This is a genomic window from Tamlana crocina (assembly GCF_012037625.1).
Genome location: NZ_JAAVJS010000010.1, coordinates 81,807 through 101,963 on the forward strand (window position 1 = coordinate 81,807; position 20,157 = coordinate 101,963).

General features: G+C 40.4%; 8 protein-coding genes. 1 reads left to right on the forward strand and 7 read right to left on the reverse strand.

From position 1 onward, the window contains the following. Positions 1 to 16: 16 nt before the first annotated feature. From HC176_RS08800 to aroC, 6 genes are all read right to left on the reverse strand, one after another. Positions 17 to 8,272: a T9SS type B sorting domain-containing protein gene (locus HC176_RS08800; protein ID WP_167917826.1), complete on the reverse strand. Its 8,256-nt coding sequence runs from the start codon at positions 8,270 to 8,272 to the stop codon at positions 17 to 19. 74 nt (positions 8,273 to 8,346) lie between these two features. Then, positions 8,347 to 11,133, reverse strand: coding sequence for a PorP/SprF family type IX secretion system membrane protein (locus HC176_RS08805; RefSeq protein ID WP_167917827.1), 2,787 nt, complete (start codon positions 11,131 to 11,133; stop codon positions 8,347 to 8,349). A 1-nt stretch (position 11,134) separates the two neighbouring features. Beyond that, positions 11,135 to 12,577, reverse strand: coding sequence for a T9SS type B sorting domain-containing protein (locus HC176_RS08810; RefSeq protein WP_167917828.1), 1,443 nt, complete (start codon positions 12,575 to 12,577; stop codon positions 11,135 to 11,137). A 150-nt stretch (positions 12,578 to 12,727) separates the two neighbouring features. After that, positions 12,728 to 14,056, reverse strand: a complete 1,329-nt coding sequence (locus tag HC176_RS08815; RefSeq protein ID WP_167917829.1) for a hypothetical protein — start codon at positions 14,054 to 14,056, stop codon at positions 12,728 to 12,730. 285 nt (positions 14,057 to 14,341) lie between these two features. Then, the gene (locus tag HC176_RS08820; RefSeq protein WP_167917830.1) at positions 14,342 to 14,788 is read right to left on the reverse strand and encodes a hypothetical protein; all 447 of its coding nucleotides are present in this window, start codon (positions 14,786 to 14,788) and stop codon (positions 14,342 to 14,344) included. 210 nt (positions 14,789 to 14,998) lie between these two features. Continuing rightward, positions 14,999 to 16,057: a chorismate synthase gene (gene aroC, locus HC176_RS08825; protein WP_167917831.1), complete on the reverse strand. Its 1,059-nt coding sequence runs from the start codon at positions 16,055 to 16,057 to the stop codon at positions 14,999 to 15,001. A 257-nt stretch (positions 16,058 to 16,314) separates the two neighbouring features. On the opposite strand from aroC, the gene HC176_RS08830 reads away from it, so the two are divergent. Beyond that, complete coding sequence (locus HC176_RS08830) at positions 16,315 to 17,157, forward strand: UDP-2,3-diacylglucosamine diphosphatase (RefSeq protein WP_167917832.1); 843 nt, start codon at positions 16,315 to 16,317, stop codon at positions 17,155 to 17,157. A 39-nt stretch (positions 17,158 to 17,196) separates the two neighbouring features. Here the strand turns inward: HC176_RS08830 and HC176_RS08835 are convergent, their stop codons facing one another. Continuing rightward, positions 17,197 to 20,124, reverse strand: a complete 2,928-nt coding sequence (locus HC176_RS08835; RefSeq protein ID WP_167917833.1) for an FAD-binding and (Fe-S)-binding domain-containing protein — start codon at positions 20,122 to 20,124, stop codon at positions 17,197 to 17,199. Between the last annotated feature and the right edge of the window lie 33 nt (positions 20,125 to 20,157).

The following is a 20,157-nucleotide window of genomic DNA, read 5'->3' on the forward strand; positions in this document are numbered from 1 at the left end:
GGATTTGCCAACTTCATTATCTATACAGTGTAAAGTGACCAACAAAATCACGGTCGTCATTCGGGTCGTTCAGTTTCACAACGTACCAATAATCACCCGTAGGCAGATCTTTGCCGTTGTACTTTCCATCCCATTTATTATTAACATCCAACGTGGCAATTTTTCTGCCGTAACGGTCAAAAATATCGAAGGTCATATTTCTATACTGACCGATGCATTCTGGCCCCCACTTATCCAAATGGTTATCATTATTTGGTGTAAAATAATTAGGGATACATAAATCAATGTACTCAAAATATCGTGTGGCACTTGCGGTACAACCATTACTATCGGTTACCGTAACAGTATAATTACCTGATTCGTATATCACGAATTCATTTTCACTTCCATATGCTACATCATTAAGGGTATATTCGTAAGGCTCAGCCCCACCAACAGTTATCGCTTTAATCAAATTTATTTCACCGTCATCTAAAGCCAACTGAAGTTGTTCAAACTGTTCCACATCAAACAAAGGTGTACGCTGGATGCAGCCGTTGGTATGCCTCACATCAACATAATGCCCCACACCAGCCGGTACATCAACAAAAATGTTACTCGCTTGGTACGCTCCGCCATTTAAAGAATAATCCAATTCAGCTGGGTCAACACTTTCATCTACCGATACAGTAACCGTATTGATGGAAATATTGTTGACACAATCGAATACTACTTCGGCAACAGGATTTATTGCCACCGATTCTGGGAAAGTAATATTCCATTCAGTTTCACATCCTAAAGCATCGCGCACATAAACGATATGGTCGCCACCGGCTAATCCAGTAAAATCGAATTGCGTCTGGTTAGCTGCGCCTGTGGTATAAGTTCCTTCGTAATCATCCAGACTCACACTGTAAGGCATATTTCCTCCTGAAATTTCAATACTGAACTCTCCATTCATATCACCCGAACATACTTCGGGAATAATAGAATTCGGCACGATGCTAAGCACTACGGGCACGGCATCTTCAATAGTGAAATCGTAAAGTACGAAACAGCCCATTTCATCTTGCGCCATGGCTTGGTAATCGCCAGGAGCTAAGTTTTCAAAAACAGGATCGTCGAAAAATTGATTCAACTGTGGAGAAATGGCAAATTTTATAATGCCCGTTCCTCCCGCTGCAGTAATTTCCAATCGGCCGTTGTTAGTTCCCGGACACGTTACGTTACTGGCAACAAAATTTGCTGTTAATGGCGTAGCTGGTTCACTGATGGTAACCTGTGCACTAGTCACCAAACAGTCACCACTTTCTACCTCAATTTGATAATCGCCAGCAGGCAACTCTGTAAACACCCCTGGACTGTCTTGGGTTACTGGAGTGATATCGTTTCCAGCTGCGTCCTGCAGGGTATAAACATAATTGCCCAAGCCGCCCCGTGCTTCCGCCACGATAACGCCTGTAACATCGCCAGCGCAATTGATTTTGGCATTTGAGGTGTCTAAATTGACTATTAAATCTGGTAGCGGGTCGATGGTTATTTCGTTGGAAACGGCTCCCGAACAACCATTGGCATCACGAACATAATATTGGTAAGTGCCATCGGAAACTGGGAAAGTCACCGATGTGGTAAATGTACCGATAACCGTTGCAAAATTTGCCGAATCGCTATACTCATAACTTCCCGTACCACCTGTGGCACTCAAGGTCAACGAGGCGTCGGTTAAACAGGTTGCAGTCGTTTCTTTTACCAAATCTACTTCAATAGGCGTGGGCTGATCGATGACAATATCTGCGGAAACAAATTCACAGTTGTAACCATCGGTAACAGTGACGTTATAAGTTCCTGCCCCTAAATTATTGAATACTGGATTGGTTTGTGGCCCTGACGAATTTACCGTTGGCGCTACCCTATTCAGTGTATAGGAATAATTGCTACCCTGTCCTCCGCTAGCTGAAACCGTAATGGACGCATTATCGTCTCCGAAACAATCTAGCATTGTTGTGCTAGCAGTAACGTTGGCACTGATTGGAGTAGGTAAACTTAAAGTAATATTTTCCGAAACGATACACCCCCCGGCATCGCGCACATTAACGGTATAGGTGCCTGCTGATAAATTGCTGAATGTTCCGTTGGAAGAATAGGCCACCGTTGCCGTTCCCGTAAGTTCATACTCGTAATCACCCCATCCGCCGTTTGCCACAGCCGAGATGGTGCCCATTCCGTCATCACACGTAACGTTCGAGGTCTCATCAACAGTCAAAGTCAACGCTTCCGAAGGTGAATTGATTGTTACATTAGAGGTGGCCGAACAGAATGGCATTGCTGTTTCAGTGATTACCACCGTAAACGTTCCGGCCGTCATTCCATTTACAACCATCGGGTTTGTACTTGTGTTTGCCGCTAGGGGCCCGGTCACCGAGTTTCCTAAACTATCGAAAACCTCGTAATTGTATGGGCCGCTGTAACCGCTCACGCTGATTTCGAACGAGCCATTATTATCACTAAAACAAGTTACCGCTGTTGGTGTAGTTGTGAATGTAGGTGGTGTTGCCTGCTGAACCACGATAGTCGCGTCTGCTGAACATGATGTAACGGCATCGATTATGGTTACCGTGTAAGTGCCCGATGGTACACCGGAAAACATATTGCCCGCAAGACTTATCGAAACCGGATTGGGACTGATGGTATAATTATAGGTCCCCGAACCGCCAGAGCCCGTTACAGTTATTTGTCCGTCGTCATCGTTACAAGTGGCTATGGCCGTTACTTCCGGCACCAAATCTATCGGTGCTTCGATATCTATAGAAACTAGGTTTCCGCAGCCATTGGCATCACGTACCTCAACGGTATGCGTTCCCGATGCCAAATTTGAAATAGCAAATGGTGTGCTACCTGTTTGGAAAGCTCCTCCATCAATACTGTAACTGTACGGTGCTACCCCCGTTGTTGGCAGGGTAACGTCTATTTGAAAATTCCCTTCGGTAGCCGTACATAAATTGTTAACGGAAGCCGCAACAACAGGTGTAGGGTCTGAACCTAGATTGATAACAGATGTAGAACGGATACAGCCATAGGCATCCATAACATGTACATAATAATTTCCAGCATCAGCATTGAACGTGCTGGCAGAAGCCCATGATGGATCGGTGTCCAACGGTGGCGTGGCCGAAGTGGTCATTTGGTACTGGTATGGCGGTGTTCCATCATTAGCGATGGCACTGATTACACCTGAGTTGGAATTACAATTCGCATTTTTTTCTACAGATGCTGTAATACTTAAATCGATGGCCGATTCGGTAATATTGAACGGCCCAGAAACGATGCTACACCCGGCATTGGTAGCCCCAGCTTGTTCGGTAATAACCACCACGTAATTACCGAAATCCAGATTGCCCAAACCAGTTATTTGCAAAGTTCCATTGACAGGAACTGTACCGCTACCCGATAAGCCTGTTGTGGCCAAGGATTGCGAATGGAATATTTCATAAGAGACATCGGTAGTAGAACCGTAAACACTGTTGATATCGAAACTGACATTGCCATCGGCACTTCCCACACAAGTGATGTTGTTCGGTACCAAAGCACTAATGCCTAATTGGGAGTTGGTTGGGATGGACGTATCGGCCGTTTCGTAATAATAACATTGGGTTGCCTCATCGTACACGATAAAGGTATAAGTAGCTCCAGGAATTAAATTCGTAAACGTGGTGCTTTCGCTTCCGGCAGGGATTTCGTCCTGCCAGGTGCCCACTCCAGGGTAACTCATGCCCGGCCCAGTGTAGATGGCAAAATGGTATGGTCCTGAACCTGATAACGGTGTACCAATGGTTACTGTCGCCGAACCTCCGGTTGAACAATCCGCTGGTGGTGAAAAAGTTGCAATGTTCAAATCGTCTGGCGGCGATGCCACCAAAATATCCTGTTCAATCACCGAACAGCCATTGGCATCCGTAATGATGATTTCATAAAGCCCGAAATCCACAACCTCAAAAACCTGAATGCCTCCCGTTTGGTTGGAAATTTCCTGGTCATAACCATTTACACCCGTAACGTGATAGGAATAATTGGGCGTTCCACCGCTCACCGAATTAATGATTATTCTTCCTAAGGAAACGCCCCCTGCCTGACATGAAACAGGGTCTACATCAAAATCCAACGCAATCGGCGTCGGTTCATTGATGGTTATCGTTTCGGTATCGGTACAGGAATTAGCATCGGTGAGTGTAATGGTATAGTCGCCCGCTGTCAATCCAGAGGTTTGCGTACCATAATCCGTTCCCGTTGTATTGTTTAAGACATTGATGGTAAACGCAGGAGTGCCCACGCTGTTATTGATATTCACCTGAATGGCCGCATTGCTGTCGCCGCTACATAAAATCGGCTGCGTTTGCACCACGGAAGTGATTTCTGGCAACGAAATCGCGTTGATAGTATGCACGCCAGTTTCGACCGTACAGTTGTTCGCATCCGTTATAAGGAATTGATATGTTCCATCGGTTGACGCGGTGTGCACAAAACTGTTTCCTGTTACTGAAGTGACACTTCCGTAGGCGCCTGCGTTAAATGATACTTGGTATGAAAATGGCGCGGTTCCACCAGAGATATTTGTACTAATAATCCCGTCTGGTGAAGTAGTACAATCTAAACTTTTTGTGATAACCGTATTTGCTGTCAAAGCTGGCAACGGTGCTATAGTAAATGATTCGGAATAACTACAATCATTAGCGTCGCGAACCTCAAAAGTATAGGTGTCTGGAGCTAATCCTGTAAATGTACTGGAGCTTTGGAAAGTTGTTGCCGTTGGAGAAACTATTCGATACTCCAAAGTTGGAGTTCCTCCAGTTACAGTTAATGTAACATCAGAAGTCAATGCTGGACAGCTTAATGGTGTGGCATTAAAATCTAAATTTGTTGGCGGATCCAAAGCGTCAATCGTTGCAGGAGTAGTAATAAAAGTACAGTTGCTAGCATCGCGGATGGTAATGGCATAATTCCCTTCAGTCAAGCCCGAAAATGTGTTCCCCGATTGAAAGTTCACACCGTCTAAACTAAATTCATAAGGTGCGGTTCCACCTGTCACACTTGAAACTGTAATTTCGCCTGTGGTGACACAATTATATGGCGTAGTTACGTTGGCAGTACCTGAAATAGCTGTTGCAGAAGTTATGGTAACCGTTTGTGGGGCAGTCTCACAAACATCGGACCCCATAGTGTAGCGCACGACCACATCGTAATTCCCCACTGTAAGTCCGTTGAAGACTGATGAATTTGAATAGCTTGTACCGTTGTCAATGCTATATTCCAAAATGTTGCCGTTGGGGTTGATAACATTGATTTCGATAGACCCAGAATTGGCATTTTCCGCACAAGAGATGTCGGTCTGCGATACCGTGAAATCCGGTGCTGGAGTTGCTTCCACTGAAATAGTAGTTTCAGCCGAACAGTTATTGGAATCAATTACCAAAATATCGTAATCACCAGCGGTTGTCACTGGAATTATTGGCGTACTTTGGAAATCGGTGCTGCCATTTACATAGTAATAGTAAGGTGCCGTTCCTCCAGTGGGATACACTGTTATTTCTCCATCGGTACATGTAAGCGGATTGGTTAGTGCCGCTGTAACTTCCAATAAAGGCGGTTCGATAATTTCCACATCAACAGAACCTGTACAACCATCTTCGGTGGAAACGTTTACCGTATAATTCCCGGGATTCAAATTTTCAAATTTATAATCGCTTTGGGAAATTGGCCCCACACTATTTACGATGATTACTCCATCATATAGCTCAAAGAAATACTGTGGCCTTACATCATTTGCAGCCACCGATATACTTCCTTTTTCACCATGACAAAAAGGTTGAGTAATAATGGATGAAATGGTAAAATCCCTGTTGCGGATCTGTACATCTGGCACAGAAAAAATACAAGGATTTGGACTTACACCTATTTGCCTAATATAAACGGAATACAAGTTTGCCGTAGTCACTGAAAATGTATTGCTAGATTGGTAATTCACCCCATCAATACTGTACTCATACCCACTAGGCACTCCCCCAACAACAATTTCACCGGGAGTATTACAATAAATATCTCGTGAAGTTACTGTTGGCTCCAATAAATTACTATAAACGTTAAAATAAAACTGGTTGAAACACCCACCCGTATAATTTAAAGTCAATCGGTATTGCCCTGCTGTATCAACCAAAAAATCTGGACCAGTTTCAACTTGGTTCCAAGTACAACCGGGGTCTTCGTTGGCGCAATCTTCATTGGCAACGGCAGAACAACTGGTTTCATCAAGAATTTCCCAAATCATTGATGTAGCATCGGTAATTCCGGTTTCTATATTTCTGGAATCGTTGGCACCACATAAAAATATGTTGGGCAGTTGTTTTCCATCGTTAGGACAAGTTACCACTTGATTGGCATAAGGAATAACTGGGTTTTCAACGCCCGCACCATAAGTAACCACTTCAAAAACCTGATCGATGGATTGGCAAGGTGCCGTTGCAGCGTTATGAACGTAATACGTGCCCACTTCGGTAACCGTAATAGATTGCGTATCTCCTATAACAGGTGTTCCCGATGGGCTTGTAGACCAAGTATAAGAGTCGTAACCACTTCCTGCAGTTAACTGAACATTATCACCACAAAGGATAACTTCCTCTTCGAAGTCACAATTTAAATCCGCTAAAAAATTAGTTGCTCCGGGAGTTAACAAACAACCAACATTAGTCGCGTAACTAGGATCGTTTGATATTGTAAAATTAGGGTTTATTGTACCTTGGTAAGTAGCAAAAGCTTGATTACTGATGATGTTCGAACAGGCATCATTCAACAAACTACACGAAGACACCACAGTTACTTTAAAACGTATTTCGGAAACAGGATCGTTTTCCTCAACAACAGAGCGGTCTACACTAAATACAATTTCACGTGTTGTCTCATCATAACTTTGTACGCTAACCCCTGTAGGTAGCACATCTAAATCGGTTGGGTAATTGAATACAATATTTTCTGGGAGAATATCCCTAATAATTAAGTTAGTAGCGTCGTCATTTCCTGTATTTTGAAAACCGATAGTATAATAAAGCTCATCTCCCAAATTTACAAGTTGATTACCAATATCGTTGCCCATTTCATCCTCAACGATTTTGGTTAAAACGATATTTGGTGCAATAATTTCAATCGCAAATGCACTAAAATAGAAGTAATAAATATCGGTGTTAGTACCTAATTTTATAGTGGCAGACGTATCGCCGTTATTAATAACGTTGTTCCCTGGGTTCGGTATACTAACTATTCCGGCATCGAACCCTAGAGTATTTGAACTCGTGGGATTTCTATCGGTAAATAGAACCGGGGCATTTGTAGCTGGGTCGATAATTGACACCGAACTATTGAAAAAGTTGTTGCTTGGGCGAATGGTGTTCCCCGATGCATCTGTGGCACTAATTCTGGTACCGTTAATTTCCAAATAATCGTTGGTCCATCCTCTATCGCCTTCAATGGCCGAAAAGGCATATTTGGCCCTAACAGGACCAACAGGTATGGTTTTAAAGCCATTAATTAAAAAACTGGCTTCGTTATTGGGAGTACGGTTGTTAATTTTAGTAAATCCATCGAATGATGTTATGTACTGACTAGGCATTGTAGGATCTTCATAAATAACAAAAAGTGACCAACCAGCCGACAAACCTTCTTGATTATATCCGTCGCCATCTCGCATCATTTGTGAAGTCATTGATGAAATATCTGCCACCATATATTCACCTTCTGGATTAGCCAATCCTGCTAGCAAACTAGTAACGTCATGATAATAAACATAGGCATTCGAGTTCCGGTCATTACTCGAATTTTGGTAATACACCTGTGTTCCGGTAATATCAATATATGAGTTGCTGCCCGGCGTTTTAAATTTTATATTTTCTCTTGGGGTATCTCCCTCTACTACGGCACTCCAATACAAACCGGCATATGCGATTTGGTAACAGTTACTATCGCTTGGAATATCCAACTCGGCCATACTCGAGTTAAACGTTGATGCATCTCCATCAATATCAACGTATACCATACGGCCTCGGTAAGTACTACTTTCATTGTTTCGGGTTCCGTTGTAAGGATTGGTTTGGTGCACACCAATGTTACTGTTACCAATTAAAAGCATATCGCCTTTAATAGCATCATCATAACGGGGCACAAAAGGCTCTAAATTTTGACCAATGGTTTGCATGCTGAATAACAACAGTAGGATTTGCAAACCCTTGATGAGTAAAGTAGGTTTTTTCATGGTGGTTATATTTAATATTTCTTTTCTCATTGGGGCTTTTCAAAAAGAAATTATCATCTGTAATTTTACTTCATTTATTTTTCAATTTTTACCATAGACATTTTACTGTTATATGGTTCTGTACCTTTATTTTCGATAGCTAATCTGGCTCGGTTTACATCATCAAATTTTTCGTAATATATATAATATTTGCTAGTATTTACATCGAAGAAAAAGTTGATATCGGTGCGTCCTGCAGCAACTGCCTTGGTTAAAAAATCATCGCGTTTATTCACATCACTGTGAACAGCCACAACTAAATAATAACCTTTATCGGCATGAGCCACATCCTTTACAATTTGAATGTTGCTAAGTTCTTCACCACTGTCGAAATCTTCCGAAGTTAAAGCCACATCACTAGGTTTGGTAAACTTTTTAATACGCTGTAAGGCCGCTCTATCTTTGTTGTAGCGATCTTCTTGGTTATCATAAAGCGCTCGTTTAATTCTGCGTTTTCTTTCAATCTCCGTGGCTACTTTTATCTCGGACAACGTGGTATACAAATCTTCTTTAGACTGAACAATTTTTGCCTGCTCTTGCTTTAACGAGGAAATGGTTTTTAAATAAGATTGCCCTAGGGTGTCATTCTTATCCCTGGTCTTTTTAAATCTATCCTGATATAAGGCTTCCAATTCGGAAATTTTTTCATTTTGAATGGTTATAGCGTTATCCATTTCAGCTTTTAAAGCTTCTAAAGCAGCATTTTCGGCTGAAACGCTTTTGAATGCCTTCGGCTCTTGATAAATACCTTGCTCGCTTAAATCGTTCTCTTTTTTCAAATCTTCCAGATCCTTTTGTTTAATAGCAACTTTTTCAACAAGTTGTTCTAATAAGGCTTGCTGTTCAGTTTCAATAACCGTTGATGATTTTGCCAAATCGCTCATTTCTTGCGTTGCAGCATCCACTACAATGGGCTCCAATTGCTCAGTCTCAATTTTTGGGTCTTCTTCATTTTCGGATTTTGCTTTTGCTTCTTCTGCTAATCGGGCATGCTCTTCCTGCTCTGCTTTTACTCTAGCTTCTTCTGCTAATCGGGCCTGCTCTTCCTGCTCTGCTTTTACTCTAGCTTCTTCTGCTAATCGGGCCTGCTCTTCCTGCTCTGCTTTTACTCTAGCTTCTTCTGCTAATCGGGCCTGCTCTTCTTTTTCTGCTTTTACCCTTGCTGCTTCTGCTAAACGGGCTTGTTCTTCCTGCTCCGCTTTTACTCTGGCTGCTTCTGCTAATCGAGCTTGTTCTTCTTGCTCTGCTTTTATTCTAGCTGCTTCGGCCAAACGGACTTGTTCTTCTTGTTCTGCTTTAACTCTAGCTTCCTCATCCAATCGAGTTTGTTCTTCTTGCTCGGCTTTTACTCTGGCTACTTCTACCAATCGGGCCTGTTCTTCCTGTTCTGCTTTTGCTCTAGCTTCTTCTACCAATCGGACCTGTTCTTCCTGTTCTGCTTTTGCTCTAGCTTCTTCTACCAATCGGACCTGTTCTTCCTGTTCTGCTTTTGCTCTAGCTTCTTCTACCAATCGGGCCTGTTCTTCCTGTTCTGCTTTTGCTCTAGCTTCTTCTACCAATCGGACCTGTTCTTCCTGTTCTGCTTTTGCTCTAGCTTCTTCTGCCAATCGGGCCTGTTCTTCCTGTTCTGCTTTTGCTCTAGCTTCTTCTGCCAATCGGGCCTGTTCTTCCTGTTCTGCTTTTGCTCTAGCTTCTTCTGCCAATCGGGCCTGTTCTTCCTTAACTTCTTCATTTTTAAATTCAGAAACATTGTCTGACTGCTTAGTACTATTCGTATTTGTTTTGGCAACCTGTTGTCTTGTTCTGGTTTGAGGTCTTGACACTCTTTTTCTTGCTACTGTTCTTCTTGAAGTTTTTCGTTTAGGAATCAACAAAGCCTGCTCGTCATCATCTCCATTATAACTGTAACGGTATCTGTTTTTAAATTTGTAGGCCACTGTAATGTCGTGCGAATTACCAAACGAGGACAAATCGCCCATGGCATTTTCATAATTGTATTCAATGGCTATTTGACTTGTAATATTCAAACCCAATCCCGCCGACATACCATAAAGTGTATTGTAACCCGCTTGTGCCCAAATACCTTTTGGAACCATTAACATCACCGTGCCCGCAATAATAGTTTCTTCCTTTCTAAATTCTGAACGCAACAATCCTGTAAACCTACTTTCATCAAAAAATCCACGGCTGTCCACATAACCAGTGTACATAATATGTCCCTGAATCCCTTGTTTTGGATTATCCTCTATCATTTTAGATTCAGATAAATTGTAAGAAACCAAATTGTTGATTGATACACCAAAATCGAAAAATCCTGTACCATAATTTATCCCAGGGTTAACAGTTATTACAGAATGGGAAGGTACGTCATCCAATGAAGAATCAGGGAAATTGGTAACCACGTTCCCTTCATTAATACCACTTTTATAAAACCCAAGATTAAGGCCAAAGGTTAGGTTGCTTTCCCTATCGAACACTGCGTTATAAGCAAAATTTGCTACTCCGCCAAAGGTGGTCATTACCCCATAATTTTGTTGAAAAAGTGACAGACCAGCACCTATATTTTCATCAAACCGGCCAGCATAACCAAACAAATACGTTTGTGGTGCATCATCAAACTGCACCCATTCCCTTTTGTTGTTAAAGCTTAAATATTTGTTTTGCTCCCTAACGAAACTAAAAGTTGGGTTTATAATGTGGCGATTGAATTTCAACGAATTTCGAACAGGTATATCAAACGCAACAACTCCATCGCCGTTTTGAGGATAGAGTTGCTGTAAAAAACAGAAAAACAAAATAATATGTAGAGCCCGTTTTATCATGCTATTTTATAACCGTTATCGAGCCTTTTTTTTCGCTCCCGTTTTGAGGTTTTATGATGTAGTAATATACTGGGGTTATATCTTGAAAATCTATTTGATTTTCGGGCCAATTGTTTTGGTAATTATCGGTTTGCAGTACTACTTTCCCTTGGGCATTTAAAATGGTAACTTGTGTATTTGTTCCACTTACGTATTGCTGTGGTATAACCCAAGTATCGTTTTCTCTATCTCCATCCGGACTAATTAAATTAGGGATTTCGGCCACATCGGGGAACGGATTTTGCACCATAAAACTATGTTCGGTTGAAGACAAACAATCAGCCGTTTGGTTAACCACCACTTTATAATTACCTGTTTGGCTGATAACATAACTGCTAGTGGTTACCGAGGTAATTAGCGATTCATTCAAATACCATTCAAATTCAGGGTTATTTGCATCGGTGGTAACGGTAACTTCCAACGTTTCATTTTCGTCAATCATTTCAACCTCATTGGCATCTATACTGCTGGAAAACCCGGTACTATCTAAGTCAATCGATGCCGAAGTAGAGCATTCTCCCAAATCAACGGATACTAAATAGGTTCCAGATTCTTCGGTTTCGAACATTTGATTAGTAGCCCCTTCAATAGCCTCTCCATCCTTATACCATTGGTAACTATTACCATTAACGGCACTTAAAACCGTTGGGCCATCACTGGAACAAAATGGATTGCCTTTACTGGAATTAATTTCGAATGAACTTTGCGAAGTGGCCTGAGTGATGGTTACACGGTTTGAAAATGAATTGGAAGTACAGGTGCCATAATTGGTTTCCACAAAATAAGTGCCTGGTTCGCTAACCGAAAGTGTAGCGCCTTCAGCAACAAAAACAGAGGTGGTCGGGCTGGTTTCTTTATACCAATTGTAAGTGAGTGAAGGGTATTGAAGTGGCGAATCGTTGTTCTCATCCACTCTGCTATCAATCGTCAGCAAATAACTTCCTCCAGCACAAAATGTACCTGTTGCAATTAAATTGTTTATGGTAAACGGGGTATCTTGAATTTTATAATATGCCGCAAAAGCATTTGAAGGCGTACTTGATGCTGCGGGAGCCGTACTCTTTATTTTAATTTTATAGCCTTCACCAGACATGGTGTTTGGCATTGCAAAACTTAATGTCGCAGGCGAAGTTGTTACCGCTCCAGCATTTGAGGTATAAATAGTTGTGGCGTTGGTAAAATCGCCATTATCGTCAGAAAGTTCGATGATAAATTGATTAGAGCCACTCAATGCTGTATCTGACGAAAAACTAAAAGTAACATTGTACGTGTTAAACGAAGGACTGGCGCAGGCTTGGGTAAAGCCTAAACTTGGTTTTCCTATAACAATTTGTGCGTTGCCTCTCTGAGATAATGACAGGAACAAAACCAGAACAACAAAACTAATTTTAGTAACATTCTTCATTTCCGCACAATTTTATTTTATTCAATAAAAACACCCTAAAACATCATCTCTTTAACCTTAATATGGGCCATACAGAATTTCCAGATTCATGAATAAAATAAAAAAGGAAAGTGAGTAAATTTGGGGCATTCGTCACTAATTATATAAACATTAATCAATTGTTCTCAAGTCTTGATCAACCTCGTTTGAAGCAATAATTTTGTTGATTCGTAATCTAAAATCCGGTCTTCTTTCGTTGCGTATGTCAATAAAGGTTTCAGCGTTTGAGCTTTTAGAATACACATTAAAAAAAGCACTGTTACCGTACCAGTTTTCCAAATCTTCGTTATTAGCATTATTTTCAACAAAAATATTTCCGTTACAATTGTTGAAATACATTGAAGTAAACTTTATTTTCTCCAAGTTTTCTTGGTTTATGCTAATTTTATCTTCTAAAATTACAGCAGGATTGAATCCGGAAATAACGCTTTTGTTCATATCCAAAGAAGCATAGTCGCCCACATACACCGCAGCTTTTACAAGCCCCATTTTTATATCGGTTTCTAAATCATCGCTATCATTAAGGAAAGTTATGTTTTTAGCCACTACCGATGTTGCCTTTTTAGAAAAATCGATATCTTCCTTTCTTTCATAAGAAGCCACTTTTAAACACCTTGACCCAGTGCTGTTCGAAACGTAAGGCGAACGCACCGCTAAAGAGTTGGTCAAGTTACACTGAGCACCAAAATTAAATTTGAAATCGTTGTTGCTGCATCGGTAAGACACTATATTTAGCATATTTACCTGTCCACCCCAAGCTTCAATTGCATTTCCTGCAGAATAAGAAACCATGACATTTTCCAAAATCGTAGTGTCGCCGACTCCGGCCAATAGCAAACCATTAAAATGTTCTCCATTAGCAAGGCGCTTTCCGGCAAATTCAATTCTAACATATTTTAATATCCCTGAATTGTCGGCTGTGTTTTCTCCACCATAATTGGCACTGGCATAACTTGAAGGCACAAGGTCTGGGTAAAATTTCACTGCAGAACCATTTCCGAATTTATTGGTTGGTGCTTCACCCAACAAAACAATTCCTCCCCAGTCTCCGGCCCTTTTCACTGTACGGTTTGAAGTAAAAACAATAGGGTCTGTTTGAAGACCAGAGGCCATAATTTTAGCTCCTTTAGTTACGGTAAGTGATCCGTTTGATTTGTAATCGCCCATTATCACCACTCCCGGTTCAATGGTTAATGTGGCTCCATTGGTAACAAATACGCTACCCAACAACAAGTACACTTCACCTTTTACTAAAGTGGTGTTTGCTGCAATATTTCCTGCCAAAATTTTTGTAGGTTCTCCATAATCTGATTGGGTCGATTTAAAGTCCGTCCAATTGTTAAGCCAATTTTCTGAACCTACTATCCCCTTTTCCTGTTGGGAGAAGAGGTTTCCCGTTACAAAAAGAAATATGAAAATGATTTGGGTAAAGTTTTTCATAGTTATCTTATTTTATTATTTAAACTCATCACGATTTTTCCTTAAAATTATAAACCAAAAATACAAAAAAACCCATGAAATACCAATTATTTCGTTGAAATACACTTTTTTAACAAATTTACGACTTAAAAGCATCGATAAAAGACTGTTTTGTACGTATTTAAAAAATATGAAAGAGGAATATACTGTAAGTAGGCATCAAAGTATGTAACAATAAAACACTGTTTACTCTTGAATATTTGTCAAAAAATGGTTTGGTAAAATCAATAAAATAAAGGTTCTCTGTTACCTGAACTCGCTGTATTGATGCAACGATTTCATGATTTCTTCATAAAATAGAATAGCAGCAATTAAGTTTTTAGTATCAGAATAGGGTAAATACACATTATGAAACTCTGTAGATTTTTCTAAATAGTCATCTGTATTTTCAAATTGATCATCCAAACCTTTTCTGTTATCAGAATCATTTGGTATCCCCAAAGTGGTCATAGTTACACCAGGCTTTGTAGCAAAAGCAATGTAAGGCAATGTTCTTACCAAAACTTTGTTACGCTCTGTATAAAGATCAATCAGTTCACCTTTTTGCATGCGATCAAGTTCTTGCTTGTTATGGTATTTATTGATGCTGATCTTTTCACTAATTATGCTTTTGGCTTCCTTCTTTTTTTGGGCAAAACCTGTGCCCGTTACTAAACACAGACCAAAACTGATAATGAAAATTTTTAATTTCATGGTTAAGATTTAAGGGATTAAAGTACAAATCTATGTAATTAATCGTTAAAAACAAGCGTTTTGTCGAATTTTTTTAAAAATTTTTCAAAAATAAAGGCCTTATGTACTGCTTTGTCACATAAGGCCTTAAGTATAATTATCAATAATTTAATGTTTAACCATTAAAATGCTTTGTTTCTATTTTTGTTTTAACTATTTAATGTATTCAACTCAATACATTTTATTGATAAGGTAGAAATCAGCCAAAACCAATGCCGCCATAGCCTCTACAATGGGTACGGCTCTTGGTACTACACAGGGGTCGTGCCTGCCCTTTCCCTGCATTTCAACAGTATTGCCTTCCTTATTTATAGTTTCATATTTTTGGATCAGTGTCGCCACAGGCTTAAAAGCGACATTAAAATAAATGTCCATACCATTACTTATACCTCCTTGAATACCTCCAGAATAGTTGGTTTTTGTGGAGCCATCGTTATTAAAGGCATCATTGTGGTCGCTACCATACATGGTGCTACCATGAAACCCACTACCATATTCAAATCCTTTAACGGCGTTTATAGATAGCATGGCTTTTCCCAATTCGGCGTGCAGTTTATCAAAAACCGGTTCACCCAAACCAACAGGCACATGCTTAATCACACAACTTACTATGCCGCCAACAGTATCGCCTTTACTGCGTACTTCCTTAATATACGATTCCATTTCAGCAGCCATGTTTTGGTCCGGACAACGTACAATATTCGACTCGATTTGGTTGAGATCCAACTCTGTGTAAGGCTTATCCAATTTCATGGTTCCCACAGCAGACACATAGGCTTTGATATCAACATCTTTTAAAATTTGCTTGGCAATGGCACCTGCCACTACCCTACATGCCGTTTCGCGCGCCGAACTACGCCCACCACCACGGTAATCACGTAAGCCGTATTTTTTATCGTAAGTGTAATCGGCATGGCTGGGTCTGTAACTATCTTTTATATGCGAATAGTCATGCGACTTTTGGTTGGTGTTCTCAATAACAAATCCAATGGGAGTACCGGTTGTTTTACCCTCAAAAATTCCCGAATGAAACTTTACGGCATCAGGCTCCTTACGTTGTGTTACAATTGCCGATTGCCCAGGTTTACGCCTTGCCAAATCGTTTTGAATGGCATCAAGATCCAATTCAATTCCCGGAGGACAACCATCAATTACACCACCCAATGCAGAGCCGTGCGATTCGCCATAAGTTGTTAGGTTAAATAATTTTCCAAAGGAATTTCCAGCCATAAGTTCTCAATTTTTCGGCTAAAATAAAGTTTTTTTGGCATATAGCTCATTGTTATCAGTGTTCTATTGTTGAAAGATTTCATTTTTTCGTTGTGTTTTTCGTTTCCCATTTTCGGCGTTTAATAATTGAACTACTTTACCGAACAGTCCTTTTAAATAACACTGCCTTAACAATATACTGACATACAAATAATTATCAGATAATGTTTACATAATACTAAATGGTGTAATTTGTAAGAAACCAATCGCCGACTATTTTGAAGATTAAAAGAAAACTTGAAATTGCTGTAATATCCGATGTTCACTTGGGAACCTATGGTTGCCACGCCAAGCATTTGCTCACCTATTTAAACAGTATCGAACCTAAAAAACTCATACTCAATGGTGACATTATCGATATTTGGCAATTCAGCAAACGGTATTTCCCGAAGCCTCATTTAAAGGTTATCAAAAAAATAATGAACATGGCTGCCAACGGTGTTGAAGTAATCTATATTACAGGCAACCATGACGAAATGTTAAGGAAATTCAGCAACACCACTATAGGGAATATTTCTATTGTTGATAAAGCGGTTTTAGAACTTGATGGCAAACGGGCATGGTTTTTTCACGGTGATGTTTTCGATATTTCCATTCAGAATGCCAAATGGCTGGCCAAATTGGGCGGATACGGTTACGACCTTTTAATTCTAATCAACCGCTTTGTAAATTGGTGCTTGGAAAAACGCGGTAAGGAACGCTATTCCTTATCCAAAAAAATAAAAAACGGCGTAAAGGGCGCTGTAAAATATATCAATGATTACGAAACCGTTATTTCCGATTTGGCTATTGAAAACGGATACGATTACGTTGTTTGCGGCCACATACACCAACCCAAAATGGTTTACAAAGAAAATAAGCAAGGGAAAACCATGTACTTGAATTCTGGTGATTGGGTTGAAAATTTCACCGCTTTGGAATACCAATTTAAACGTTGGAAAGTTTACAATTTTAGCAAAGACAAACTCGCCCCTTTTATTGTTGAGGACGAAATTGTTGACATGGAAATAAAAGACCTCATTGCCGCCATTACCATTGTTGAGCAACATGCCAAAAAGTAAATTTTGTGCGTAAGGTTTTCCTAAAAATCCTTTTTAAAGTCAATCATCAAGCAAAGCTTCCCGTAAAATGGAAATAGGGTGTTTTGCTTTGCGCTTTGTGCCATCTTTTATTTGATGCCTGCAACTGGTACCGTTGGCCGCAATAATCGTTTCTTTTGATGCCTTTCTAACCACGGGGAATAGGGTTTGCTCTCCCACATTCATACTTACTTCATAATGTTCCTTTTCGTAACCAAAACTTCCTGCCATACCACAGCAACCGCTTGGAATGATGGTAACTTTATAATTCTTGGGAAAATTTAACACCGAAAATGTTGACAATTGATTACTCAATGCCTTTTGGTGGCAATGCCCATGGAATTTAATCGTTTTTACTTCGGAAGTAAACTGCTCGGGTTTTATATGCCCCAATTCTATTTCGCTTTGGATAAATTCTTCAATTAAAAAGACATTTTTTGAAATGCTTTCAGCGGAAGCTTTATCGTCGACCAACTTAAGGTATTCATCGCGGAAGGTTAAAATGGCCGAAGGTTCGATGCCCAAAAGTGGACTTTCACTAGAAACCAAATCTTTGAAAATAGCAACGTTTTTATTGGCTACTGTTTTGGCCTGTTCCAACAGCCCTTTCGACAAAAATGAACGCCCCGATTCGGCATGTGCAACCATTTTCACCTCATAATTTAAAGCGGTCAACAGTTCAATCGCATCCACACCAATGGGCGTATCCAAATAATTGGTAAACTCGTCGTTAAACAAATACACTGTTTTAATGGTTTGTTTTTTAGTCCAATGTTTTGCTCTGTTTTTATACTCAGCAGTTAAACTTTTGTTCGAAATTAAAGGCAACTGGCGCTGGGGCGCAATACCGAAACTCTTTTTTAAAAGTGAAGACGTCACTCCGTTCGAAAACATAAAATTGGTCAACTTCGGAAACACACTCCCGTAACGGTTCAAATTGTTGTTGTAAGCGAATAATTTGGTTCGCATAGGCACACCGTTCGCTTTTTGGTACTGATATTGAAACTCGGCCTTTAGAGCAGCCACATCCACACTACTTGGGCATTCGCTAGCACAAGCCTTACAGCTTAAACACAAATCGAAAACGGTTTTTAACTCATCGTGGTCGAATTTATTTATTTTGTCTGAATTGGTCAAAAATTCGCGAAGCGCATTGGCACGTGCCCTTGTAGTATCTTTTTCGTTTCGTGTGGTTCGGTAACTGGGGCACATCGTTCCCCCAAATTCGGGCAATTTTCGGCAGTCACCCGAGCCGTTGCACTTTTCGGCTTCTCTTAAAATACCCAACGATTTTGAAAAATCAAGTAAAGTTTCTACCTCCGGCTCTTCTCTATCAGCTTCATAACGCAAGGATTTATCCATGGGGTAAGCATCAACAATTTTTCCCGGGTTAAAAATATTATCGGCATCAAAAACAGTTTTTATGCGTTTTACAATAGCATAATTTTCTTCGCCAATCATCATCGGGATAAACTCAGCGCGTACAATGCCATCGCCATGTTCACCACTCATGGAACCTTTGTACTTTTTTACCAAGTGCGCTACACCAGTAGTTATTTTTCTGAAGAGCGCCACATCTTCCGATTTTTTTAAATTTAAAATGGGGCGTAAATGCAATTCTCCCGCTCCGGCGTGGGCGTAATAAATGGCGTCTTGCCCGTAACTTTTCATCAATTCGGCGAATTCCATAATATAATTGGCCAAATCGGGTAAGGCCACCGCCGTATCTTCAATACAGGCTGCTGATTTTTTATCTCCGATAATGTTGCCTAAAAGGCCCAATCCGGCACTTCGTAAATTGTTTGCTTTGTTTACATCGTCGCCAGCTAGTTTTGGGTTGGCATAACTAAGGTTGGACGCTTCAATGTCCTTTATTAAATTTTCGGCTAAAACCTTCACCTCCTCAACCGTGTCGGCCCGAACTTCGCACATTAAAATGGCCTTGGGGTCATCGACGATAAACTGTCGGTTTTCAAACTGGGTTTTGTTTTGTTTGGTGCAATCTAAAATGGTTTTATCCATCATTTCGCAAGCATACAAATTATGCTCCATGGTCAAAGCCACGGCATTCAAACAATTTTTAATACTGCTAAAATGCGCCGCGACCACAATGGCCTCTGGCGGAGGCAATACGTCCAATTTTAACGTGATTTGTGTAGTGAATGCCAACGTACCTTCACTGCCCGAAAGCAACTTACACATGTTGAATTTTTCGTTGGTTTCTGAAAAAACTTCGGTGTTTATCAGTTCATCTATGGCATAGCCCGTATTTCTACGGTGTATTTCCGGTTTTGGGAAATTTTCCCGAATTTGCTTCTGAGCTGCTTCTGATTCCAATTCAGAATAAATCGATTTATATATGTTTCCTTCTAAACTATTCGCTTTTGTTTTGTTTTCAAATTCTGCTTTCTCCATTTCCCCGAAAACCACTTCACTGCCGTCACTTAAAATGGTATGCATTTCAATAACTTTATCGCGGGTAACGCCATATTGAATCGAGGTAGTTCCCGAAGAGTTGTTCCCTACCATGCCGCCAATCATGCAACGGTTTGAAGTGGAAGTATTGGGCGCAAAAAACAAGCCCATGGGTTTTAAATAATTATTTAAAGCATCACGCACCACACCTGGTTGAACCGTTACAGTTCTCGCCTTTTCATCTACATTTATAATTTTGGTGAAGTGTTTTGAAACATCGACCACAATACCCTCGCCAACGCATTGCCCTGCCAACGAAGTACCCGCCGTACGAGGGATCAATGAGGTTTTGTGTTTCTTTGCAAAAGCAATAAGTTGCTTTAAATCTTCTTTGTTTTTTGGGTACGCCACAGCCAATGGCAACATTCTATAAACCGATGCATCGGTAGCATAAATCGATTTTATTAAGTCGTCAAAAAATAATTCTCCAGTAAGCGATTTGCTTAGTTCCTGTAAATGTGGCGTTAAGGTCATTTGGCTGTTAAATTGTTTATAAAACTATAAAAT